Here is a 22,691-nt window from a genome sequence, read left to right as displayed (position 1 = left end):
AGGAATTTGAGGAAGCGGTGCTGGTCCCTTACCGCAGCGGCTTCTTCAGCAGCGAGAAGCGGTCCGGATCGAGGCCCAACGAGGGCTGCAGCATCGGCGTCTCGGCCGGCGCCAGCGCTTGGCCGGCGGCGCCTGGAACACCGGGTCGTTCGGGACGTCGCGCTGCGAGGTCGCGCCACGCCAGCGCTCGAGCACCGCGCCGACAAAATGCATGTCGTGACCGGAGGTGACCGAAGGCACGCTCGAGATGGTGGCTTCGCCGCGCGGCAATTGATGCGGCGGCACCTCCTTGAAACGCAGCCGCGTCGGCAGTGCGACGCCTTCGCCGAACGCCAGCACCTCTCGGGTGCCGAGCGATGGCACGAAGGACAGCAAATTCGCGGCCGCATCCGACACCGCGGCGCGCAGCAGCGCCTGGTCGCGGTCGTTGGCAAGACGCATCGTGAACAGCGTGTTGCACTGGGAGATGATCGTGGCGTCGAGCTCTGCGGGGCGCTGCGTGATCAGGCCCAGATAGACGCCGTATTTGCGGCCTTCCTTCGCGATGCGCGACACCGCCTTGCGGGTCGGACCGAAGCCGATATTGCGGTCGGCGGAGGCGTAGCGGTGCGCTTCCTCGCAGACGAACAGCATCGGCGAGACGCCGTCGCTCCACAGGCCGAAATCGAAGGCCATGCGGCAAAGAACCGAAACGACGGAATCGATGACTTCCGCCGGGAAGCCGGCGAGTTGCATCACCGTCATCGGCTTGCCGTTGGCGGGCAGGCGGAACAGATGACTGATCACTTCGGCCATGGTGTCGCCGCCGACATTGGCGTTGTCGAACATGAAGGCGTAGCGCGGATCGTTGCGGACCGCCTCGATGCGCGAGATCAGCTTGTGATAGATGATGCGCGAGGACCGGTTCTCCAGCTTGCCCATACGCTCGTCGATCAGCGAGATCAGATCGACCAGACGGTACGGCACCGGGGTGTCGACGGTGAAGCCGATCTGCTTGGGGTCGATGCGCTTCAGGCCGAGGCGATCGGTGTTCTGGTATTGCGTGTAGATGCCCTTGGCGATCGGGATCACTTCGGCGAGGACGTCGAGTTCCTCGGGCACGCCGGCGCGTCCGCCGAACAGCACGTCGACGATTTCCTCGAAATTGAACAGCCAGAACGGCAGCTTCAGGTTTCTCGGGTTGAGCACCAGCGCGCGGTCGCCAAAGCAGCGGCCATATTCGTTGTGCACGTCGAGCAGGAAGATGCGCAGGTTGGGCCGCGCTTTCAGGATCTCGTTGAGCAGTAGCGACACACCGGTGGATTTACCGACGCCGGTCGACCCCAGCACCGCGAAATGCTTGGAGAGCATTTCCTCGATATCGACATAGGCGACGACGGAACGGTCCTGTTGGAGGAAGCCGACATTGATCTGGTCCGACCCGGTCGGCGCGTAGATGGTGCGCAGCTCCTGGCTGGTGATCAGGTCGACCGAATCTCCAATCGTCGGATAGTTGGTGACGCCGCGCTGAAACTTGGCCTTGTCGGCGGCATTAAGGATCTCGCCGAGCAGGTCGACCGAGGCGATCGCAATGTAGTCGGGGCTCGACAAGTTCTCGCAGGACACCTCGGTGATCATGGCGACGATGACCGAGCTGGCGCAGCGGATGCTGACGAAGCGGCCGACGGTGGCCCGAACCTCCGAGACCGGCAGCTGGCTTTCCGCCAGAAGCCCGACCCGGGCGAGCGATCCGCGTACCGAAATCACGCGTCCAAAGGATGTCACGATGGATGAACCTGGAAAGTCCGAGGAGTTTAACCCTGACTATGCGAGGCGGGGCTGCACAAACGGTTAAACGGCAGGCGCGGAGGCTTTGTTAAATCTGCGACAATTCGGTCGGTAGGTTTGTTCCAAATGCATGCTTGTCGGCGGAATCGGCCGGAAAATGCTGCATTGTTGAGCTTCCGCGGCCGAAACGGATTAAGGAAGATTTTACCATTCGGGCAGTCCGTCCGCTGTTCGGGGCCGGCCGTTCACAGCGGCCGCGGCGCTCCTCGCGACAAAGGCGTGCCTTCGTTTGTTGACGGGACCTAATCATTTGTACATTAGTACAAATGAACCCGTCGGCCTCGGTGCAGCCCCGGCGCATGCGCCAATTGCACCTTGCGCCGGATTGCGCGATCCAGGAGACGGATCGCAAGCGCCGTTTTGGAGGAACCCATGCAGCCCGAACCGATCTTCGATCTCGCTCATCTCGGCCACATGGAACTGCTGACGCCGAAGCCCGACGAGAGCCTGAAATTCTTCGTCGACGTCATGGGGATGACGGTAAGCGGACAGAAGGGCGAGTCGGTTTACTTGCGCGGCTGGGACGATTACGAGCGGTATTCGCTGAAGCTGACGGCGTCGAAGACCTCAGGCATGGAGCACATGGCGCTGCGCGCGCGCAGCCAGCAGGCGCTGGAGCGGCGCGTGGCCGCGCTCAAAGGCTCGGGCTTCGACATCGGCTGGATCGACGGCGACATGGGGCAGGGGCCGACCTTCCGCTGCCGCGACCCCGACGGCCACGTCGTCGAGCTCTATTACGAGACCGAATGGTATCAGGCGCCGCCGGAGCTCAAACCGGCACTCAAGAACCAGGCGCAGCGCTTTCCCGCGCGCGGTGTCAATGTCCGCCGGCTCGATCATCTCAACTGTCTCGCCGTCGACATCAAGGCCAACCGGGAGTTCTTCGAGAACTATCTCGGCTGCCGCCTCACCGAGCAGATCGTGCTCAATGACGGCCGCGAAGCGGCGATGTGGCTGACCATGTCGAACAAAAGCTACGACTTCGCCTATTCGCTCGATCATTCCGGCACGCCCGGCCGCTTCCACCACGTCACCTACGCGCTCGACAGCCGCGAGGAGATTTTGCGCGCTGCAGACATCTTCCTGGAGAATGGGGTGCACATCGAGACCGGTCCGCATAAGCACGCGATCCAGCAGACCTTCTTCCTCTATGTCTACGAGCCCGGCGGCAACCGCGTCGAAGTCGCCAACGCCGGCGCGCGCCTCATCCTCGCGCCGGACTGGAAGCCGATCATGTGGACCGAAGAAGAGCGCAAGAAGGGCCAGGCCTGGGGATTGAAAACGATCGAGTCCTTCCACACCCACGGCACGCCGCCGGTGGACGTGAAGAAGCACGCGTGAGGGTGACCCGGAAAAGTGCCAAGCGGTTTTCCGACAAGGTTATGCTCCAATAGCAAGAGCTAACGTGCTGACGCACGGATGCGCGCGACGGTCTCGCGCACGCCGGTCCAGGCCGGCTTGTCGGGCGCGAACTGATTGCGCAGGAAGCTGACGAGCTCCTCGACCTGGGCGTCGCTCATGCTGCCCTCGAACGCGGGCATGTAGCCGAGCTCGCTCGATGCGGGCTCAGCGATGCCGTGCAGAATAACCTGCACGAGATTGTCCGATGTCGCGCTGTGCAGATTGCTGTTGAGCGCGAGCGAGGGACGGCTGCCGAACAGCGGCAGACCGCCGACCTCGTGGCAGACCGCGCAGGCGCCCTGATAGAGCCGTGCGCCGGTCGAGGACGCGACGGTGACTTGCGTTGCACTCTCCAGCCTTGCTGCCAGTGCGGGCGCGTCGGCCGTAGTGTCGTTGAACGAGCCGAGATAGACCGCCATCGCGCGGACGTCGGCGTCGGGCAGCGCTTTGAGATCCCTGACAACAGGCGCCATCGGGCCGGCAGCGACGCCGTGATAGCGCGAATGGCCGGTGCGTAAATAGGCGTACAGCTCGTCCTCGTTCCACGGAATTGGCGCATGCGAGAGCGAGGTCAGCGGCGGCGCCTCCCAGCCCTCGGCAAAGCCGCCGGCGAGATAGGCTTGGCGCTGTTCGGCGCCGAGCGCATTGCGCGGCGAATGGCAGGCGCTGCAATGGCCGAGGCTCTCGACCAGATAGGCGCCACGATTCCACTGCTCGGATTTCGCGGGATCGGGCTTGAATTCTTTGGTCTGGTGGAACAGCGCGTTCCAGCCTGCGAGCAGCGGGCGCAGATTGAAGGGGAAGGCCAGCTTGTTCGCCGGAGCCCTCGCGCGCACCGCGGGCTGCGCCATCAGATAGGCGTAGAGCGCCTGCATGTCGGCATCATCAGTTCTCGAAAAATGCGTGTACGGGAACGCGGGATAGAGCTGCCGTCCGTCGCGATGCAGTCCATCGCGCATCGCGCGCTCGAAAGCGGAGTACGACCAGGCGCCGATGCCGGTCTCGACGTCTGGGGTGATGTTGGTCGAATAAATCGTGCCGAACGGCGTCTCCAATGCGCGACCGCCGGCATTGAGCACGCCCGTGGGCCTGGTGTGGCACTCCGCGCAATTGCCGAGCGCCGCAAGCTGCTGGCCGCGCGCGATTGTCGCGGCGGAATAGACCGATGCGTCGGGCCGCGCGATGGGCGCAATGGCACGCCCGGGCAAAAGCGCCGCACCGATACCGATCGCGGCGGTGCAGACGGCGGCGATTGTTGCGAAAATGCCGGCGCGCTTGGCGAAGGGATTTTCCCAGATGCGCGACGGCGGCGGCGCAGCGGGGGAGGGCAGGGGCTGCCGCGTCGGCGGCACATCGCCGTGCAATCCCCTGAGGATACGTTCCGGGGTGAACGGCGGCTCGCGAAAGCGCACACCGGTGGCATCGAAGATCGCGTTCGCAATCGCCGCCGCACTCGGGACCGAGGCGGACTCGCCGACGCCGAGCGGTGGCTGGTCCGGCCGCGGCAGCATCAGCACGTCGATCTTGGGCAAGTCGGGGAAGGAGATGATCGGGTAAGCGCCCCATTCCCGCGCCGCCACTGCGCCGCGCTCGAACGAAACCTCCTCCATCAACGCGCGGCTGGTGGACTGGACGACGTTACCCTGGATCTGGTGGCGCACGCCGTCCGGATTGATCATCAGGCCGGAGTCCTGCCCCGCGACGACGCGGGTGACGCTGACATCGCCGGTCGTCTTGTTCACCGCGACGTCGGCGACCCACGCCGACCAGGCCGCGCCGTAACCCGGAAATTTGCTGTGAACGTAGAGCGCATAGGCAAAGCCGCGCCCGTGCACGATCTCGCCGTCTTTCTCTTCGCGGACCGGCCGCGGCCTCCAGCCGGCGCGCTCGGCCACCGCATTGACGAGATCGACGGCGCGCTGGTCTTTCAGGTAGCGCAGGCGATATTCGATGGGATCGACACCGGCCTCGGTCGCCGCCTCGTCGATATAGGATTCATGCGCAAAGGTGTTCGGCAGCGCCGAGACGCCGCGAAACCAGGAGGCGCGCACGATCGGCGCCATGTCGTGCGCCACGACGCGCATGTGGTCGTAATCATAGGGCGGATCGCGGTGCGGTCGCCCATCTGGAGTACGTCAGGCTCAGGCGAGATTCTGGCCGGTCAGCAGCAGCGCGAGCGTCGGTGCCGCGTTCGACGGATAGCGCGTGGCGAGATCGTAGCCGGCGATGCCGCCGTCGGCATCGAGGCCGCCATTGACGTCGATGAGCTGCGCGGCGCCCTTGGGCTCCCAGGCGTGCTCCTGCTCCCGCGTCAACTGCACGCGCACAGGCCGGCCGACCGCGCGCGATAGCAGCAGCGCATCGGCGCTGACGTCATCGGCGCAATTGCGGCCGTAGCAGCCTGCGGCCTCGAGCCGGATAACCTCGATCTCACTCTCCGGACGCTCGATCAGGAGGGCGAGGTCGCTGCGCAGCAGATGCGGATTCTGCGTGCCCGACCAGACGCGGACATTGCCGTCCCGGAAATCGGCGACCGCGCAGGACGGGCCGATCGAGGCGTGCATCTGGTACGGCCAGACATAGGTGCGCTGCATCGGCTTGGCCGCGCCTGAGATCGCCGCATCCACGTCGCCCTTGTCGATCAGCGTGCGCGGCATCGATGGATTGGCGCGCAGCGCTGTCTCGACATCGGCTACATCGGTAAGTTGAGGCGTCGGCTTCCAGGTCACCGCGAGCTGCTCGGCCGCGCGAATTGCATTCTCCTCTCGTTCGGCGACCACGCCGACGAAATCACCGATGCGGACGACGGTCACGAGGCCGGGGACGTCGCGCACCGAAGCTTCGTCGATCGCGATCAGGCTGGTGCCGACGAACGGGCCGGCATCGACACCGGAGTAGGGCGGGCGCACCACGCGGCCGTGCAGCATGCCTGATACCCTGACGTCGTGCACGAAGGTCAGCTCACCCGTGGCCTTTGCGGGAAGGTCGACGCGCGGCATCGACTGACCGACGATGGCGTAGTCGCCGACGGCCTTGACGGCGGTGTCATCGGCAAGCTCGAGGCGAATGGTCTCGCCGCCAATCAGCTCGCCATAGCTGACGCTGCGATTATGGCCGCGGACGAGACCGTCCTCGACCGTCAGCTCCGTGATCGGCAGCTCCAGCCGCTCCGCCGCGCGCGCGATCAGGAAGTGACGCGCTTGCGCCGCGGCCTTGCGCAGTGGGACGGCCGTGATCTGAATGGTCTCGCTCGCGATTGTCGCGCCTTGGTTCGGCACGATGGCGGTGTCGCCGAGCACCACGACGACGCGGGCAAAGGAGACGTCCAGCTCTTCGGCGACGATCTGGCCGAGTGCGGTGCGGATGCCGGTGCCGAGATCGACATGGCCGTTATAGGCGCTCACCGACCCATCGGCGGTGATCCGCACGAAAGTTTCGGATGTCACTTCGTCCACCGTGCGGACGACGACGAGCGAGCCCCGCTCAGCTCCGTTCGGATGCGGAGAGGCCATCAATCACCGGCCTCGGCGAGCTGGCCCGATGCGCGCATCACTGCGCGCAGGATTTCCACATGCGTGCCGCAGCGGCAGAGGTTGTAGCGCAGCGCCGCGAGCGCTTCCTGCTCGGTTGGTTGCGGGTTGATCGCAAGCAGCGCCTTGGTGGTCATGATCATGCCGCTGAGGCAGTAGCCGCATTGCGCGGCCTGCTCGGCGATGAAGGCCTGCTGCACCACATCAGGCTTGTCGCGCGTTCCGAGCCCTTCGAGCGTCACGATGTCGCGCCCGGCGCAGCCGGCCAATGGAATGACGCACGAGCGCGCGGCCGCACCATCGATCAGGACAGTGCAAGTGCCGCATTCACCCAGGCCGCATCCGTACTTCGGGCCGTTGAGTCCGAGATCATTGCGCAGCACAAACAGCAGCGGCGTCTGGCGCTCTGCCGTGACTTCGTGGATCCTGCCGTTCACGGTAAGGCGGATCGGTGCCTGCGTCATCCTCGTTCCCACACCCTGTGACCGCCCAAATGGTACGTCGCGACGATACCGTTTGTACACAAACGTGCAAGCGGCCATGACGCAGTGCAGTGCAACTGCCCGCTTTGTGGACAAGGCCGGGAGGCAAATGAGGTTTTATTCGGCAGGCGCAGTTTTCGCGCGCGGCGCCGCTTGACAGCACTCAGGACCGCGCGCAACATCGTTCGTATACGAATGATAACCGCAATGTCTGCTGGCTTTGACATGGTGATGGAAACAACGAGCGCTGTCATCGACAAGATCCGCTGCGATGCCTGTCCGGTGATGTGCTACATCAAGCCGGGCGCGGCGGGCGCTTGCGACCGCTATGCCAACCACGACGGCAAGCTTGTCCGCGTCGATCCGCACATCATCCTCGAACGCACGGTGTCGCAGGGCGGCAAGCTGGTGCCGTTCAGCCGCACCGAGGATTGGGACGGCAAGATCGTCCATGAGCCCTCGACCTTCGTGACCGCAATCGGCGCGGGCACGACCTATCCGGATTACAAGCCGGCGCCGTTCATCGTCTCGTCCGAGATCGATGGCGTCGACATGGTGACCGTGGTGACCGAGGGCATCTTCTCCTATTGCGGTATCAAGGTGAAGATCGACACCGATCGCTATCTCGGTCCGGAAACCGCGACCGTGCGCGCGCAGGGCGAGGCGGTTGGTCACGTCACGACCAGTGAATATGGCTCGCAGATGCTGTCGCTCGGCGGCGTGCATCATCTCACCGGTGGCTCCAAGAAGGAGGGCCGCGTCACCTGCGACACGCTGATGGACCTCGCCAATTGCAAGGCGGTGGAGCTCACGATCGACGGCGGAGCGAGCGTCGTGGTGCAGGCTGGCCAGCCGCCGATCGTCAACGGCGCGAAAGAAGAGCGCATGCGCGTCGGCTGCGGCTCGGCGACGATCGGCATGTTCGCCAAGCAATGGCACGGAAAGGTCGATGAAGTCGTCGTGGTCGACGATCACATCACCGGCGTGCTCAGCGAGCATCAGGCCGGCAAGCTGCTCGACATCGCCGACACCGGCATCAAGATGAAGGGCCGGCGTTCGACGCCCGGCCGCTATTTCCAGGTCGCCGATCCCGGCATCGGCTGGGGCGGTACTAACATCTCCGATCCGCTGGCCATCCTTGGGCCGTTCGACGCCAAGGAGGCCAAGCCCGGCCTCTCGATGCTGATGGTCTCCACAACCGGCGAGCATTCCTCTTACTACGTGCTCGACGAAGCCTTGAAGCCGGTCGAGACCGAGATGCCTGATGACCTGAAGTTCTCGGTCGAGCGCATCCAGGAGAATTGCGAGCCCGCGCTGTGCACCGTGCTGTTCATGGCCGGTGCTGGCGGTTCCTTGCGCGCGGGGGTCACCGACAACCCGGTGCGGCTAACGCGCTCGGTGAAGGATGCGCTGACGCGCGTCACCAGCGGCGGCGCGCCGGTCTATGTCTGGCCGGGCGGCGGCATCACCTACATGGTCGACGTGACGCAGATGCCGTCGGGTGCGTTCGGCTACGTGCCGACGCCGGCGCTGGTTGCGCCGATCGAATTCACGATGAAATTGACCGACTATGCCGCGCTCGGCGGACACATGGACTATGTGAAGCCGCTGTCCGAGGTGAGGGGCGGTGACGATGTCCGTCAGCTGCCCTGGCAGAACCCGATCCCGGGACGGTCGGCATGACACGGCTTCCGCAAATCGCATTGCTGTCTGATGGCCGGCGGCTGCATTTGCAGGATGGACCGATTGATCTGATCATTGAGGCGAGGGGGCGCGAGCACGAGGTGCGCGCAGCTTATCAGGCTGCGGCACGCCGCTTCACCGATCTGCTCGATGAGCTCTGTGCGGAATTGCCGGAGCTGAGGGCTGCCGCCAAGAAACTGACTTCGCTAAAGGGTGTGGTGGCACGTCGGATGCACGCCGCTGTCGCGCCTCATGCGGCTGATTGTTTCATCACACCCATGGCGGCGGTGGCCGGCAGCGTGGCCGAGGAGATCCTCGGCGCGATGCTGGACGCTGCGTCGCTCGACCGGGTCTACGTCAATAATGGCGGCGACATCGCGCTGCATCTCGGGCGGGGCGAGCATTTTTCGGTGGGGCTGATGGATCGGCCGGACCGCGACGGCGTGATGCGCGCCATCAGGGTCGATGCGGATCATCCGGTGCGCGGTATCGCGACCAGCGGCCGTCACGGCCGCAGCTTTTCACTCGGCATTGCCGATGCGGTGACGGTGCTGGCGGCAACGGCGTCGCAGGCCGACGCATCCGCGACTGTTATCGCCAATGCCGTCGATCTGCCCGGACATCCCGCGATCGGCCGGCAACCCGCAAATGAGCTTCAGTCCGACAGCGATCTCGGCGCGCGCCTCGTCACCCGAGACGTCGGTGGATTGTCGCGGAGCGAGATTGCCACGGCGCTGGAATCTGGCGCGGAATGTGCACGGCAATTATTCGATCGCGGACTGATCGAGGGTGCCGTGCTGCGGCTTTGTGGTGATATGCTTGTCATCGGAACCGGGGATATAGAAGAGCAGCGACCGCGCCCACTTGCGCTGGAGAACACGGTCAGTGCCTGAACAGGGAAGCGAAGCATGAGCGCGATCATCCGCAAGATCGTCACCGTCGTCGAAGAGACGCAGATGGAAATGGGCCGCCAGGTCACGCCGCCGACCCGGCGCGCCGCGGCGATCGCCGTGATCGAAAATCCCTTTGCCGGAAAATACGTCGAGGACCTGTCGCCGCTGATCGCGATCGGCGAGAAGCTTGGCGAGCTCCTGGCGAAACGCGCGGTCGCCGCACTTGGCATCGATGGTGCGAAGGCGCACAGCTATGGCAAGGCGGCGGCTGTCGGCGAGAATGGTGAGCTGGAGCACGCCGCCGCGATTCTCCACCCCAAGATGGGCGCGCCGGTGCGCAAAGTGCTGAGCAAGGGCGCTGCGCTGATTCCGTCGTCGAAGAAGCGCAGCGGGCCCGGCACGACGCTCGACATTCCGCTCGGCCACAAGGATGCGGCGTTCGTGCGCAGTCATTTCGACGGAATGGAAGTGCAGATCAACGACGCGCCGCGCGCCAACGAGATCATGGTCGCCGTCGCCGTCACCGACAGCGGCCGTCCGCTGCCGCGCGTCGGCGGGCTGACCGTTGCAGAGATCAAGGGCGAAGACGGTTTGAAATGATCTTTCAAAGAGTGGAGGTTGGGATGCGAGCAAAGAATTACTTCGTCGGCGCGGTGTTCGCGCTGCTGGCAAGCGGCATGGCTCATTCGGCCCTGGCGCAGGACATCAAGATCGGCGAGATCAACAGCTACTCGCTGCTGCCGTCCTTCACCGAACCCTATCGCAAGGGCTGGCAGCTCGCGGTCGAAGAGATCGACGCGGCCGGCGGCATCAACGGCAAGAAGCTCGTCGTCATCTCCAAGGACGACGGCGGCAAGCCGGCCGATGCGCAGACCGCGGCCAACGAGCTCGTTTCCAGCGAGGGCGTCGCAATGCTGACAGGCACGTTCCTGTCCAACATCGGCCTGGCGGTGAGCGACTTCGCCAACCAGAAGAAAGTGTTCTTCCTCGCGGCCGAGCCGCTGACGGACGCCGTGACCTGGGCAAAGGGCAACAAGTACACTTTCCGCCTGCGTCCCTCCAACTACATGCAGGCTGCGATGCTGGTGGAAGCCGCCAGCAAGCTGCCCGCGAAACGCTGGGCAACGATCGCGCCGAACTACGAATACGGCCAGTCGGCGGTCGCGGTGTTCAAGAGGCTGATGTCGGAGAAGCGCCCCGATATCCAATGGGTCGACGAGCAGTGGCCGCCGCAGGGCAAGATCGATGCGGGTCCCGTGGTGCAGGCCGTGGCGCAGGCCAATCCCGAAGCGATCCTCAACGTCACTTTCGGCCCCGACCTCGTCAAGCTCGTGCGTGAGGGCAACACCCGCGGCCTGTTTAGGGGACGCGAGGTTGTGTCGTTCCTGACCGGCGAGCCGGAATATCTCGATCCGCTCAAGGAGGAGACGCCCGAAGGCTGGATCGTCACCGGTTATCCCTGGTACTCGATCAAGACGCCCGAGCATGACGCGTTCCTGAAGGCCTATCAGGCCAAGTACAACGACTATCCGCGCCTCGGCTCGATCGTCGGTTACCAGACCATCAAGGCGGCTGCCGCCATCCTGGCCAAGGCCGGCTCGACCGATACCGACAAGATGATCACAGCGGCGGAAGGGCTTTCGATGCCGTCGCCGTTCGGCGAGATCACTTTCCGCAAGATCGACCACCAGTCGACCCTCGGCGCCTTCGTCGGCAAGACCGCGCAGAAGGACGGCAAGGGCGTGATGGTCGACTTCTCCTACAAGAAGGGTGCGGACTATCTGCCTGGCGATGCCGAAGTCGAGAAGCTGCGTCCGAAGGATTGATGCAAGAGACCGGGGCCTTCATGGGTTCGAGACGCGCGGCATCGCCGCGCTCCTCACCATGAGGGTCCCAGACCTCATCCTGAGGAGGCGCGTAGCGCCGTCTCGAAGGATGACGCCAGGACTGAGACTTCACCCAACCCGGACCGCCGATGGCCTTTTACGTCGTACAGTTTCTGACCGGTCTCGCCAGCGCAGCGTCGCTGTTCCTGGTGGCCTCGGGCCTGTCGATCATCTTTGGCGTGACGCGGATCGTTAACTTCGCGCATGGCGCCTTCTACATGATCGGCGCCTACATCGCCTTCACGCTGACCGAGCGCTTCTCAGGCGCGTTCGGCTTCTGGGGCGGGGTGGTGATGGCGGCGCTGGCCGTGGCGCTGATCGGCGTCCTTGTCGAGATGGTGCTGCTCCGGCGTATTTATCACGCGCCCGAACTGTTCCAGTTGCTCGGCACCTTCGGCCTGACCCTGATGGTCGAGGATCTCGTGGTGCTGATCTGGGGCCCCGACGATCTCGTTGGTCGCCGCGCGCCGGGTTTCAAGGGCGCGGTCAATTTCTTCGGCCAGAACATTCCAAGCTATGATTTGTTCCTGATCGCGCTCGGGCCGGTCGTGCTCGGCATCCTCTGGCTGCTGTTCCAGCGCACGCGCTGGGGCGTGCTGGTGCGCGCGGCGACGCAGGACCGCGATATGGTCGCGGCACTCGGCGTGAACCAGAAATGGCTGTTCACCTCCGTATTCGCGGTCGGCGTATTCCTGGCGGCCCTCGGCGGCGCGCTCCAGATCCCGCGCGATGCCGTACATCACGCGATGGATTTGCGCATCATCGTCGAGGTCTTCGTCGTGGTCGTGATCGGCGGGCTCGGCAGCATTGTCGGCGCCTTCGTCGCGGCCGTGCTGGTGTCAGAGCTGAACGCTTTCGGCATCCTCATCTTCCCGAAGATCTCGATCATCCTGGTCTTTCTGGTGATGGCGGTGGTGCTCATCGTTCGTCCCTGGGGCCTGTTCGGCAAGCCGGAGGCGGCCGCGCGCAAGACGCCGGGTCTCACTGTCAATCCCTGGCGGCCGCTGACGTCCAACGAGCGGCTGGCGGCGCTCGCAGTTCTCGTGATCGCGGCGATGCTGCCGCTGTTCGCTGGCAATTACGCACTGACCGTCGGCTCGGAGATCGCGATCTTCGTGATCTTCGCCGTCAGCCTGCACTTCCTGATGTCGGTCGGCGGGCTCGCGTCATTCGGTCATGCCGCCTATTTCGGCCTTGGCGCCTATGGCGTCGCCTTCCTCGCCAAGATGGCGGGGTTGCCGATGATCGTGTCTCTTGCTCGGACCGCTGCTCGGCTGCATGGGCGCTGCGGTGTTCGGCTTCTTCGCCGTGCAGCTCTCAGGCGTCTATTTCGCCATGCTGACGCTCGCCTTCGCGCAGATCGTGTGGTCGATCGCGTTCCAATGGGTGAGCGTCACGGGCGGCGACAACGGCATTCTGGGCGTCTGGCCTGCGAGCTGGGCGGCGAGCCCGTCGCATTTCTACTGGCTGGCACTCGGCGTCGCGGCGCTCGTGACCATTGCGCTCCGGATCGCGGTGTTTTCGCCATTCGGCTACGCGCTGCGCGCCACGCGCGACTCGGTGCTGCGCAGCGAGGCGGTCGGCATCAACGCCAAGCGCATCCAGTGGACGGCGTTCGTGATCGCGGGGACCACGGCCGGCATCGGCGGCGCGCTGTTCGCCTACCTCAAGGGCAGCGTCTTTCCGGACAATCTCGGCATCTCGCTCTCGGTCGATGCGTTGGTCATGGTGCTGCTCGGCGGCGTCGAGACGGTGTCGGGCGGGGTGATCGGCGCGATCGTCTACAAGGCGCTGAACATTTGGCTGGTGAGCCAGACCGATCTTTCAAAACTCGTGCTCGGTGGCTTCATCGTGCTGATCGTCGTCGTCTTCCCCAAGGGCATCGTCGGCATGCTGGAGCTGCTGGCGCAGCGCCGCAGCAAGTCGTCGCCGCCGGGATCCTCGCTGCTTGCCAAGCCGATCGAGTCCGCCGAATGAGCGTCGCACCCCCACTTCTCGCTGTCGAAGGCCTGACCAAATCCTACGGCGGCATCCACGCCGTGCGCGGCGTCTCGTTCTCGCTGCGCGCTGGTGAGATCCTGGCGCTGATCGGCCCGAACGGTGCGGGCAAGAGTACGTGCTTCGACATGCTCAACGGCCAGAACAAGCCTGATACTGGCCACGTCCGCCTGCTCGGCGAGGACACCACCGGCAAGAAGCCGCGCGAGATCTGGCGCATGGGCGTGGGACGTACCTTCCAGATCACGGCGACATTCGCGACCATGACGCTGCGCGAGAACGTCCAGGTCGCGCTGATCTCGCATGGCAAGCAGCTGTTCAATCTCTGGGGCTCGGCGCCGAATGTCGAGCGCGGTGAGGCCGGACGGCTGCTCGAGCTGGTCGGCATGGGCGGCTATGCCGATCGACCCTGCGGCGAACTCGCCTATGGCGACCTCAAGCGCCTCGAGCTTGCCGTCGCGCTTGCCAACGAGCCGAAACTGCTTTTGATGGACGAGCCGACCGCAGGCATGGCGCCGCGCGAGCGCGTCGAGCTGATGCGGCTCACCGCGCAGATCGCGCGGGAAAAATCCATCGGCGTGCTCTTCACCGAGCACGACATGGACGTGGTGTTCGAGCACGCCGACCGCATCATCGTGCTCAATCGGGGCACGCTGATCGCCGAAGGCTCACCCGCCGAGGTGCGCGGCAATCCGCAGGTGCAGGCGATCTATCTCGGCGAGGGCCTGCTTTACGAGGCCGGGCATCGCGAGGGAGCCTCGGCATGAAGCTCGCGGTGCAGGACCTCAACAGCCATTACGGCCCGGCGCATATCCTGTTCGACGTCGGTTTCGAGGTCGGCGAGGGCGAGGTGGTGGCGCTGCTCGGGCGTAACGGCGCCGGCAAATCGACCACGTTCCGCGCGATCGTCGGTCTCGTCGCGCAACGAACCGGCCGCATCACGTTCGAGGGCAAGGACGTCTCGGCACGCCCGACGCATGAGATCGTGCGCGAAGGCCTCGGCTATGTACCGGAGGAGCGTCGCATCTTCACCGATCTGACGGTGGAAGAGAATCTCGAAGTCGGCCGGCAGCCGAAGCGCCCGAATGCGCCGTACTGGACCCGCGAAAAGCTGTTCGCGCTGTTTCCCAATCTCGGTGAGATGAAGGGCCGTCCAGGCGGCCGCATGAGCGGCGGCGAGCAGCAGATGCTGACGATCGCGCGCACGCTGATGGGCAATCCGTCGCTGGTGCTGCTGGACGAACCCTCGGAAGGCCTGTCGCCGAAAATCGTGGAGCAGATGGTTGACGCCATCCTGACCATGAAGAAGGAGGGCGTCAGCATCGTCGTCTCCGAGCAGAATTTGCACTTCGCGCGATTGATTTCCGATCGCGCCTATATCATCGAGCGCGGCCGCATCTGCTTTGGCGGGACCATGGCCGAGCTCGACGCGCGTCCGGATATCCGCGACGCGCATCTGTCGTTGTGAGAGGCGGGGAGCGGATGGCGAGAAGCGTCGCGGCAAAGAAGAGCGTCAAACCGGCGAAACCGCATTACGTGCTCGACGAGCAAGTCGGCTTCATCCTGCGCCAGGTCTGGCAGCGCCACAGCTCGATTTTTTCCCGCGAGATCGGCACCAATCTGACGCCGACGCAATGGGCGGCGCTGTCAAAGCTCGCCGAGACCGGGCCGTGCTCGCAGAACCAGCTTGGACGGCTGACCGCGATGGACGTCGCGACCATCAAGGGCGTGATCGATCGGCTGACGGCGCGTGGCCTGACCGAGACGAGCCAGGATCCCGAGGACGGACGGCGCCTGCTGGTGAGCCTGACGCGCGCCGGTCAGCAGATTGCGGAAAAGCTCGCGCCGAACGCAATTGCGATCACCCGCGAAACCCTTGCGCCGCTGGACGCGAAAGAGCGCGAGCTGCTGACCGGGCTGTTGAACAAGCTGCGGTGAAGCCGGTCTCGTAGGGTGGGCAAAGGCGCAAAGCGCCGTGCCCACCATCTTTCAGCGTTTGGCAGATGCTGTGGTGGGCACGCTACGCTTTGTCCGCCCTACGACACTATTTTTCTGGCTATTTCGCCACGATCTCCGGCACCCGGCCGGCGGGCGGCGTGTTGCGGCTGCGCTGGGTGCGCACGATGCCATCGATGATGGTCATGCCGATGCCGGGGAGGTCGCCGAGCTGGACGCTCTCCAGGATGGTCTTGCCGGGCGAGTGCTGCGCCTTGTCCATGATGACGAAATCGGCGGAGCGGCCGACCTCGATCAGGCCGCAATCGAGCTGCCGCATCCGCGCGGTGTTGCCGGTGGCGAGACAGAACGCGATCTCGGCCGGCAGATCGCCGAGCGAGGACAGCATCGAGACCATGCGCAGGATGCCGAGTGGCTGTACGCCGGAGCCGGCAGGCGCGTCGGTGCCGAGGATGACGCGATGCAGATCGCCCATCTCGCGCGCAATGCGCAGCGTGAACAGCGCCGAGCGCTCATTGCCATTGTGCACGAGCTCGAGGCCGCGCTTGCAGCCCTCGCAGATGCAGCGGATCTGATCGTCGGGAAGCGCGGTGTGGCCGCCGTTGATATGACCGACCACGTCGGTGTCGGCCTCGAGCACCACGTCCTTGTCGATCAGGCCGGAGCCCGGAATCGAGGGGCCGCCGGTGTGGATGGTGCTCTGGATGCCGTATTTGCGGGCCCAGCCGACCATCTTGCGGGCGGTCGGGCCGTCCTTCACGCCGCCAAGGCCGACTTCGCCGAGCAGCTTGACGCCGGCGGCGGCCAATTCCTTGAAATCCTCCTCGACCATCTCGCATTCGATCACGGGCGCACCGGCGTGAACCTTCACGCCGCCGGGGCGCAGATTCCAGAATGCGCGCTGGGCGAAGATCGCCATCGCCTTCAACCCGACCACGTCGCGCGGGCGACCGGGCATGTGCACCTCGCCGGCGGAAATCATCGTGGTAACGCCGCCATGCAGGTTGCTGTCGATCCAGCCGATCTGGTTCTGCCGCGGCGTCCAGTCGCCCGCGACGGGGTGGACGTGGCTGTCGATCAGGCCCGGCACCACCGTGGTGCCGTTGGCCTCGACGATCGTGGTGGCATCGTCCGTATTGAGATCCTTGAAACGGCCGATCGCGGTGATCTTGCCGTTCTCGGCGACGATGGTGTCGCCGTCCAGGATCGGCTTTTCCATCGCGCCGGACAGGATCAGGCCGATGTTTCGGATCACGAGCTTCGAGGGTCCGGTGGCCTGGGGTGCGTCATGCGCCATGGAAGGGGCTCCTTAGTCCTAACTGCAACGCTTTCGATCTTGGGCAGCCTTGACCGCGGGATCAAGCGGGATTATTCATTAGTATACGAATGATCGTGTACAAACGACGCATAGCTGCCGCCCTCGAAACTGCATTGGAAGCGACAGGGAAGGTGAGATGAGCAATTTCAATCAGGAAAGCGTTCTGAGCGTCCACCACTGGACCGACACGCTGTTCTCCTTCAAGACCACCCGCAGCCCGACCTTCCGTTTCCGCAACGGCGAATTCACCATGATCGGGCTCAAGGTCGGCGAGAAGCCGCTGCTGCGGGCCTACAGCGTCGCCAGCGCCAATTACGAGGACACCCTCGAATTCTTCTCGATCAAGGTGCCGGACGGTCCGCTGACCTCGCGGCTCCAGCATCTGAAGGAAGGCGACGAGATCATCGTCAGCCGCAAGGCCACCGGCACGCTGGTGATCGACAATCTCGAAGAGGGCCGCAACCTCTATTTGATCGGCACCGGCACCGGCCTTGCGCCGTTCCTGAGCGTGATCAAGGACCCCGAGACCTACGAGCGGTTCGAGAAGATCGTGCTGCTGCACGGCTGCCGGCATGTGAAGGAACTCGCCTATGGCGAGATGATCACCGAGCATCTGCCGAAGGACGAGATGCTTGGCGAGTACATCCAGAACCAGCTGATCTACTACCCGACCGTGACCCGCGATCCCTTCCGCAACCGCGGCCGCATCACCGACCTCATCACCTCGGGCAAGCTGTTCAGCGACATCGGCTTGCCGGCGCTGGAAGCTGCCTATGACCGCGTCATGATCTGCGGCAGCCCGGCGCTGGTGGCGGATACTCGCGTGCTGCTGGGTGAGCGCGGTTTCGTCGAAGGCAATCACGGTGAGCCGGCCCAGTTCGTGGTCGAAAAGGCCTTCGCCGAGCGCTAGAGGCGGACGTTTCGCGCAATAAGACCGCATTTTCGCCGCCGCCCGGGCGTTGCGGCGCCGATTCGGTGCACGATACACTGTGGGAACGAATCAGCGGAGTTCCCACATGGTTGCGGACAGCGACAGCAACATTGCCTGGCACCGGGTTCAGTTGAAGAAGAATCGCGCCGAGTTGAAGGCGCTCGAAACCGCGCGCTTCACGATGGGCGAAATTGCGTCCTCGAAGCGCGACGGCCAGACCCAGAAGTCGATCGCAGACCTCAAGCGCAAGATCGCGCAGTCCGAGCGCGTCATTGCCGACCATGACAAGCGCACGCGCCGCCCGCTCGGCACCGACATGCAAAGCCTGAGCAATGGCAGCTGGAGCCATTGGGACGCCTATACCAACCAGCAGCAGCGCAAGGCCGGGCCGCGCTCGCCGGGGCGCGGCTAGTCCCGATGCCCAAGAAGCCGGTTCCAGCCCTTGCGCCTGCGGCGTCGCTCACCATCTCGTTGAGTCGCCACCAACCAGTTCGGTGATCCCATGGCATCGCGCCTCGATTTCACCAGCGAGGCCTTCTTTCGCGATCCGCCCAAGGCCATCGCAGCCATGCGGGCCTCCGGCTCTGTCATCGCGACGCGCTTTCCGCTTGTCGGAAAGGTCTGGATCACCACAACCCACGACGCCACCGCGCAGGTGCTGAAGGACAGCACGATTTTCACGCTGCGCAAGGAAGATGGCGAGGTTGCGGGCCTGCGCTGGTGGATGCCGGGGCTGGTCAGGACCATCGCCAACAACATGCTGACGATGGACGAGCCGGATCACACACGGCTGCGCAGCATCGTGGACGAAGCCTTTCGCCGCCGCGCCATTGTTGCGATGGAGCCGCGCATCCGCGCCATCGCGGATGGTCTGGCCGATGAGCTGTTTGCGAAGGGCAGCCCGGCCGATCTCGTTCAGAGCTATGCCCGCATCCTGCCGCTCTCGGTGATCTCCGAACTTCTCGGTCTGCCCATGACCGATCGCCCCCGCTTCATCGCGTGGGCCAATGCGATGTCCTCGCTGACGAACGTGGTCAGTTTCTTTCGTCTGCTGCTCGCGTTTCGCAAGATGCGCTTCTATCTCAAAGAGCAATTGCAGATCGCGCGCGAGCGGGGCGGCGAGGGCCTGATTGCCGAGCTGGTCCAGGTCGAGCGCGAAGGCGGCGAGATCACGCCGGACGAAATGGTCTCGATGGTGTTCCTGCTGCTCGCGGCGGGCTCGGAGACCACCACGCACCTGATCAGCGGCTCGGTCTACGAACTGCTCAGGAATCCGGGATTGCGCGACTGGCTGGAAGAGGACTGGAGCCGCGCTGGGCTGGCGGTTGAGGAGTTTCTGCGCTTCGTCTCGCCGGTGCAATTCTCAAACCGCGCTATGTGCGGCGGGACGTTGAGCTGGAAGGCGTCCGCCTGAGCAAAGGCGATCGCATCATGGTCATGCTCGCGGCGGCGAACATGGACCAGGCGGTGCACGACCACCCGGAGCGGCTCGATCTCGAACGCAAGCCTAATCGCCACATCTCCTTTGGCACGGGTATTCATTTCTGCCTCGGACATCAGCTTGCGCGAATCGAGGCGGCTTGTGCGCTGGAGGCGCTGTTCCGGCGCTGGCCGAATCTTCGGCTGGCTGTCGATCCCGCGCGGATTCGGTGGCGGCGCAGGCCGGGCATTCGCGCGCTCGCAAGACTTCCGGTTCTGCACGAAGCATCGACAATCTCGACGCAGCGTGCCGCCTGACGAAACCCAGCGCTCGGAACACCCCGCCGTTTCCCAGTGAAATCTGATCTGCTGCTGCGGCACGATCTGGAACGGTGCGCGATCGCATCTGTTGTGATCGAAACCTTGCGGGGGCGGCCGCGCTGTCCCGAATACCTGACCGGTGGTGGCACGTACTACGATCAGTTCCGACCGATGATGTCGAGACGGATGCGTTCCGGAGCGCGGAACCGGCGAGCTGGATGAGCGGGAAATGTCGCACAGACCGACAGAAACCTTCGTCGCGACACCTGCGTTAGCCGATCGACATCTCGAACGGTTATCGGAGATTCAGCCATGCAAGTTCACGAGATCATGACTCCATCGGTCCACATCAGCGGAGCGCATGATGAGTGCGCGCAGGACGCGCTGAAGGACATCTCCGCGCCCGCTGACCGGGAGCGGCACTGATAGCTCCGCGACTTATCCACGAGGAGGTTCCATGGCCAGTAAAATGCCACCCGTCCCAAGCGCCAGCCAGAGTCCGAAAGGAACTGGCGACAGCAAGCACGCGCACGCAGACCAGGTGCCGCACGGTCAGCAGCGAGTGCAGAATCCGAACGAGCAGGGGCAGCAGGGCAAAATCAAGCAGAATACGACCAATCAAGGTTACCAGCAGGATCGCTAAGGAGGCGGCATTCTCATGTCGACATCCACCAAGACACCAAACACCATTCGTCAAGGCGGACCCGGCGCTTCGCACGAGGACGCGAAGGCGCCCCTGGAAATCAAGAAACCACCGGCTGACGACCCACACCGACAGCATAGCCGGGTGTCGGGCGACGGCGGTGAGAAGGATTCCCATCACCGGCATGATCCTGCCGGAAAGGGAGGAGGAAGGTGATCCATGAGCAGCAAGCAACCGAAACTCTATAGTCCGACCAGCAAGGACATGCGTGAAAATCCCCTGATCGGTGGATCGAAGGGAACGAACATGGCCGGTATCTCGCCTGACGATCTGGAAGACGCGATGGGCGAGAACACGATCGAAGGCGATGTCGAGAATGATGTCACCATTGGCGGCGGTGTCGACAAGGACGTCGCGCGCAGTGGCTCACCGCGCAGAGGCCGGTGAGGAATCGGAGATCGAAATGCAAGGCAAGAAAACCCATGAACAACAGGTCCGAATCCTCGAGCGCAAGACCGATGCACCCGATCGGCGCCAGCTCGAGCAGGCCATAGGCCACAATCCCGAGGACACGAGGGTTCATCGCCTCAGACCGGAGGCGCGGCAAAGCGAATTCGCGGTGAGTCGCGGCGGCCTGAACCAGGAGAGCGATCACAACAAGCACAACAATCCCGGGCAGAGCGGCCATAAGCCGCCCAAGCCTTCACCGCAGCAGCAGAAACGCTGAGCTTCAGGGGCGAGCATTTCAAGAGGAGGAGCCAATGCCAGGTGGACGTGGCAGCAAGACGCATTTTAGAGCGGGCATGCATGGCAAGGGCGACGGTACCGGTGCTCTCGCCGACATAGCGAAGGACAAGATCGGCGACAACGAGGTTCTATCCAATCGCGACAAGGCGCAGCATTCCGACATCAGAGGCATGGATGGCAAATTCATCCAGACCGAGCAGTATCAGGATCACGCAGCCAATCGCCTTGGACGAGATCCTGGACACGACGAGGAGTCTACGAACGATTGATCCCGTGGAGAGGCGTTCCTCCCGACCGACTGCGGACCGGATCACCCGGTCCGCTTTTTTGTTGTGGCGAGGTCGCGCTCCCAACCGAATACTGAACGACCATCGAGCTCAGGCGAAGCCGCACGCTCGCCGGCGATGAAGGCATCAACCGACGGCCCCTCCGCGGTGCGCTCGAGGCGCCGGGCCTGATCGTCGAGGCGCTTGATCGCCTGCATCTCCTCCTCGCGCCCGAGCTTTGCATTCTCGATCGCGTCCTTCAGGACGCGGATGGTCTCGTCATAGACCTTGATCGGAACGGGGTAGGGATGCCGATCCTTGCCGCCATGGGCCAGCGAGAAGCGCGCCGGGTCCTTGAAGCGATAGGGAGCGCCGTGCACGACTTCCGCGACCATCGCCAGCGACCGCACGGTGCGCGCGCCGACACCGGGCGTCAGCAATAGCTCCGGAAGTCGACCGGGCCATGCTCGGCCGCGGCGGCCAGCGTACCGTGCAGGCGGCGCGCGAACACGTCCTTGGGCCTGACATCGTGATGCGCGGGCATGATCAGATGCGGCAGCATCGGCTGCGCCGGCTCGGGCGGAATCCCGGTGAGCCGCTCGAACTCGTTGAGGATGCGATCGGGGCCGAGATCGCTGAGGAGTTCAAGCTGCGCATTGCGCGAGACGTCGGCGCGATGGTCGGTGAGATTGACGATCTCGCCTTGCTGCGGACCGTCGATCGCGCTGTGCGGGGCCTCGACGAAGCTCTTCAGCGCTTCCGAGTGCCAGTGATAGCGCCGGGCCTGACGCTTGTCGCCGTTCATGCCCTGCTGCACGACCGTCCACTTGCCATCGGCTGTGACGAAGAAGCCGTGGAGATAGAGATCAAAGCCGTCCTGCACGGCGGCGCTGTCGACTTTCGCCACCAGCCGGCTGGCGCGCGTGAGCTTTGCGCCGTCGAAGCCGACGCGATCGCCGAGCTGCAGCAGTTCGTCCGGCGTCTTCCGCGAATGCTGGCCGCGGCCGCCGCAGACATAGATGCCGAGCTCGTCCTGAAGCGGGCCGAGCCCGCGCTTCAGCGCACCGATCACGGAGGTGGTTATCCCAGAGGAGTGCCAGTCCATCCCCATGACGGCGCCGAACGACTGGAACCAGAATGGATGTGACAGACGCTGCAGGAACGCATCGCGGCCGTAATGATGCACCACCGCTTGCGTGACGATCGCGCCAAGCGAGGCCATGCGGCTCGCCAGCCATGGCGGAACTCGTCCGCTGTGGAGGGGAAGATCAGCGCTGCCGGTTCGTCGAGTCATGATTGCCCAGAAATAGCGCAGTTCGGCGACGTTTGCACCAGAGGAACGCTGCATTGCACGGAGCGGGGGAGCGAAGCCGTCGGGAACGCGTTGAGA

Annotated in this window: 17 protein-coding genes and 5 pseudogenes; 17 read left to right on the top strand and 5 right to left on the bottom strand. The window is 64.3% G+C overall.

Features of this window, described 5'->3' with window-relative positions:
- Positions 1-28 precede the first annotated feature (28 nt).
- A pseudogene (locus ACTGJ9_RS28550) lies at positions 29-1,764 on the bottom strand (ATP-binding protein).
- Between the two features lie 435 nt (positions 1,765-2,199).
- On the opposite strand from ACTGJ9_RS28550, the gene ACTGJ9_RS28545 reads away from it, so the two are divergent.
- Complete coding sequence (locus tag ACTGJ9_RS28545; protein ID WP_456673784.1) at positions 2,200-3,168, top strand: catechol 2,3-dioxygenase; 969 nt, start codon at positions 2,200-2,202, stop codon at positions 3,166-3,168.
- 59 nt (positions 3,169-3,227) lie between these two features.
- Here ACTGJ9_RS28545 and ACTGJ9_RS28540 read toward each other — a convergent pair.
- Together ACTGJ9_RS28540 and ACTGJ9_RS28535 are read right to left on the bottom strand one after the other, a co-directional pair.
- Positions 3,228-6,740, bottom strand: a pseudogene (locus ACTGJ9_RS28540) (molybdopterin cofactor-binding domain-containing protein).
- A complete protein-coding gene (locus ACTGJ9_RS28535; RefSeq protein WP_456673783.1) occupies positions 6,740-7,222 on the bottom strand; it encodes a (2Fe-2S)-binding protein in 483 nt (160 codons plus the stop codon). The pseudogene ACTGJ9_RS28540 and the gene ACTGJ9_RS28535 overlap by 1 nt, the downstream one beginning before the upstream one ends.
- A gap of 243 nt (positions 7,223-7,465) precedes the next feature.
- Here ACTGJ9_RS28535 and ACTGJ9_RS28530 point away from each other — a divergent pair, with 243 nt between their 5' ends.
- From ACTGJ9_RS28530 to ACTGJ9_RS28495, 8 genes and pseudogenes are all read left to right on the top strand, one after another.
- Positions 7,466-8,923 carry a 6-hydroxynicotinate reductase gene (locus ACTGJ9_RS28530; protein WP_456678658.1) on the top strand — a complete coding sequence of 486 codons (1,458 nt, stop codon included), beginning with the start codon at positions 7,466-7,468 and terminating at the stop codon, positions 8,921-8,923.
- Positions 8,920-9,816, top strand: a complete 897-nt coding sequence (locus ACTGJ9_RS28525) for a UPF0280 family protein (RefSeq protein ID WP_456673782.1) — start codon at positions 8,920-8,922, stop codon at positions 9,814-9,816. Before ACTGJ9_RS28530 ends, ACTGJ9_RS28525 begins: the two co-directional genes overlap by 4 nt.
- 15 nt (positions 9,817-9,831) lie before the next feature.
- Positions 9,832-10,416, top strand: coding sequence for an amino acid synthesis family protein (locus ACTGJ9_RS28520; RefSeq protein WP_456673781.1), 585 nt, complete (start codon positions 9,832-9,834; stop codon positions 10,414-10,416).
- Positions 10,417-10,439: 23 nt separating this feature from the next.
- On the top strand, positions 10,440-11,642 hold the full coding sequence (locus ACTGJ9_RS28515; protein ID WP_456673780.1) for an ABC transporter substrate-binding protein: 1,203 nt from the start codon (positions 10,440-10,442) through the stop codon (positions 11,640-11,642).
- 149 nt (positions 11,643-11,791) lie between these two features.
- Positions 11,792-13,679, top strand: a pseudogene (locus ACTGJ9_RS28510) (ABC transporter permease).
- Positions 13,676-14,467 (top strand): ABC transporter ATP-binding protein, encoded by a 792-nt coding sequence (locus tag ACTGJ9_RS28505; protein ID WP_456673779.1) that lies wholly within the window; start codon positions 13,676-13,678, stop codon positions 14,465-14,467. The pseudogene ACTGJ9_RS28510 and the gene ACTGJ9_RS28505 overlap by 4 nt, the downstream one beginning before the upstream one ends.
- The gene (locus tag ACTGJ9_RS28500) at positions 14,464-15,168 is read left to right on the top strand and encodes an ABC transporter ATP-binding protein (protein WP_456673778.1); all 705 of its coding nucleotides are present in this window, start codon (positions 14,464-14,466) and stop codon (positions 15,166-15,168) included. The genes ACTGJ9_RS28505 and ACTGJ9_RS28500 overlap by 4 nt, the downstream gene beginning before the upstream one ends.
- Before the next feature lie 14 nt (positions 15,169-15,182).
- A complete protein-coding gene (locus ACTGJ9_RS28495) occupies positions 15,183-15,638 on the top strand; it encodes a MarR family winged helix-turn-helix transcriptional regulator (protein ID WP_456673777.1) in 456 nt (151 codons plus the stop codon).
- 118 nt (positions 15,639-15,756) lie between these two features.
- Here the strand turns inward: ACTGJ9_RS28495 and ACTGJ9_RS28490 are convergent, their stop codons facing one another.
- Positions 15,757-16,953 carry an amidohydrolase family protein gene (locus tag ACTGJ9_RS28490; protein ID WP_456673776.1) on the bottom strand — a complete coding sequence of 399 codons (1,197 nt, stop codon included), beginning with the start codon at positions 16,951-16,953 and terminating at the stop codon, positions 15,757-15,759.
- 157 nt (positions 16,954-17,110) lie between these two features.
- On the opposite strand from ACTGJ9_RS28490, the gene ACTGJ9_RS28485 reads away from it, so the two are divergent.
- The 8 genes and pseudogenes from ACTGJ9_RS28485 (at position 17,111) to ACTGJ9_RS28450 (ending at position 21,304) form a co-directional block, all read left to right on the top strand.
- Positions 17,111-17,884 carry a ferredoxin--NADP reductase gene (locus tag ACTGJ9_RS28485; RefSeq protein ID WP_456673775.1) on the top strand — a complete coding sequence of 258 codons (774 nt, stop codon included), beginning with the start codon at positions 17,111-17,113 and terminating at the stop codon, positions 17,882-17,884.
- Between the two features lie 106 nt (positions 17,885-17,990).
- Positions 17,991-18,317 (top strand): hypothetical protein, encoded by a 327-nt coding sequence (locus ACTGJ9_RS28480; RefSeq protein ID WP_456673774.1) that lies wholly within the window; start codon positions 17,991-17,993, stop codon positions 18,315-18,317.
- 90 nt (positions 18,318-18,407) lie between these two features.
- Positions 18,408-19,642, top strand: a pseudogene (locus ACTGJ9_RS28475) (cytochrome P450).
- A gap of 460 nt (positions 19,643-20,102) precedes the next feature.
- Positions 20,103-20,288: a hypothetical protein gene (locus tag ACTGJ9_RS28470; RefSeq protein WP_456673773.1), complete on the top strand. Its 186-nt coding sequence runs from the start codon at positions 20,103-20,105 to the stop codon at positions 20,286-20,288.
- A 15-nt stretch (positions 20,289-20,303) separates the two neighbouring features.
- Positions 20,304-20,504: a hypothetical protein gene (locus ACTGJ9_RS28465; RefSeq protein ID WP_456673772.1), complete on the top strand. Its 201-nt coding sequence runs from the start codon at positions 20,304-20,306 to the stop codon at positions 20,502-20,504.
- 3 nt (positions 20,505-20,507) lie between these two features.
- Positions 20,508-20,735 carry a hypothetical protein gene (locus ACTGJ9_RS28460; protein WP_456673771.1) on the top strand — a complete coding sequence of 76 codons (228 nt, stop codon included), beginning with the start codon at positions 20,508-20,510 and terminating at the stop codon, positions 20,733-20,735.
- A gap of 16 nt (positions 20,736-20,751) precedes the next feature.
- A complete protein-coding gene (locus tag ACTGJ9_RS28455) occupies positions 20,752-21,015 on the top strand; it encodes a hypothetical protein (RefSeq protein WP_456673770.1) in 264 nt (87 codons plus the stop codon).
- 34 nt (positions 21,016-21,049) lie between these two features.
- Positions 21,050-21,304 carry a hypothetical protein gene (locus ACTGJ9_RS28450; protein WP_456673769.1) on the top strand — a complete coding sequence of 85 codons (255 nt, stop codon included), beginning with the start codon at positions 21,050-21,052 and terminating at the stop codon, positions 21,302-21,304.
- Positions 21,305-21,345: 41 nt separating this feature from the next.
- Here ACTGJ9_RS28450 and ACTGJ9_RS28445 read toward each other — a convergent pair.
- A pseudogene (locus tag ACTGJ9_RS28445) lies at positions 21,346-22,595 on the bottom strand (DUF763 domain-containing protein).
- Between the last annotated feature and the right edge of the window lie 96 nt (positions 22,596-22,691).

Source organism: Bradyrhizobium sp. RDM12 (assembly GCF_051917485.1).
GTDB lineage: Bacteria > Pseudomonadota > Alphaproteobacteria > Rhizobiales > Xanthobacteraceae > Bradyrhizobium.
Note: the sequence above shows the minus strand (reverse complement) of the source record. Positions and strands in the feature narration are given on the sequence as shown.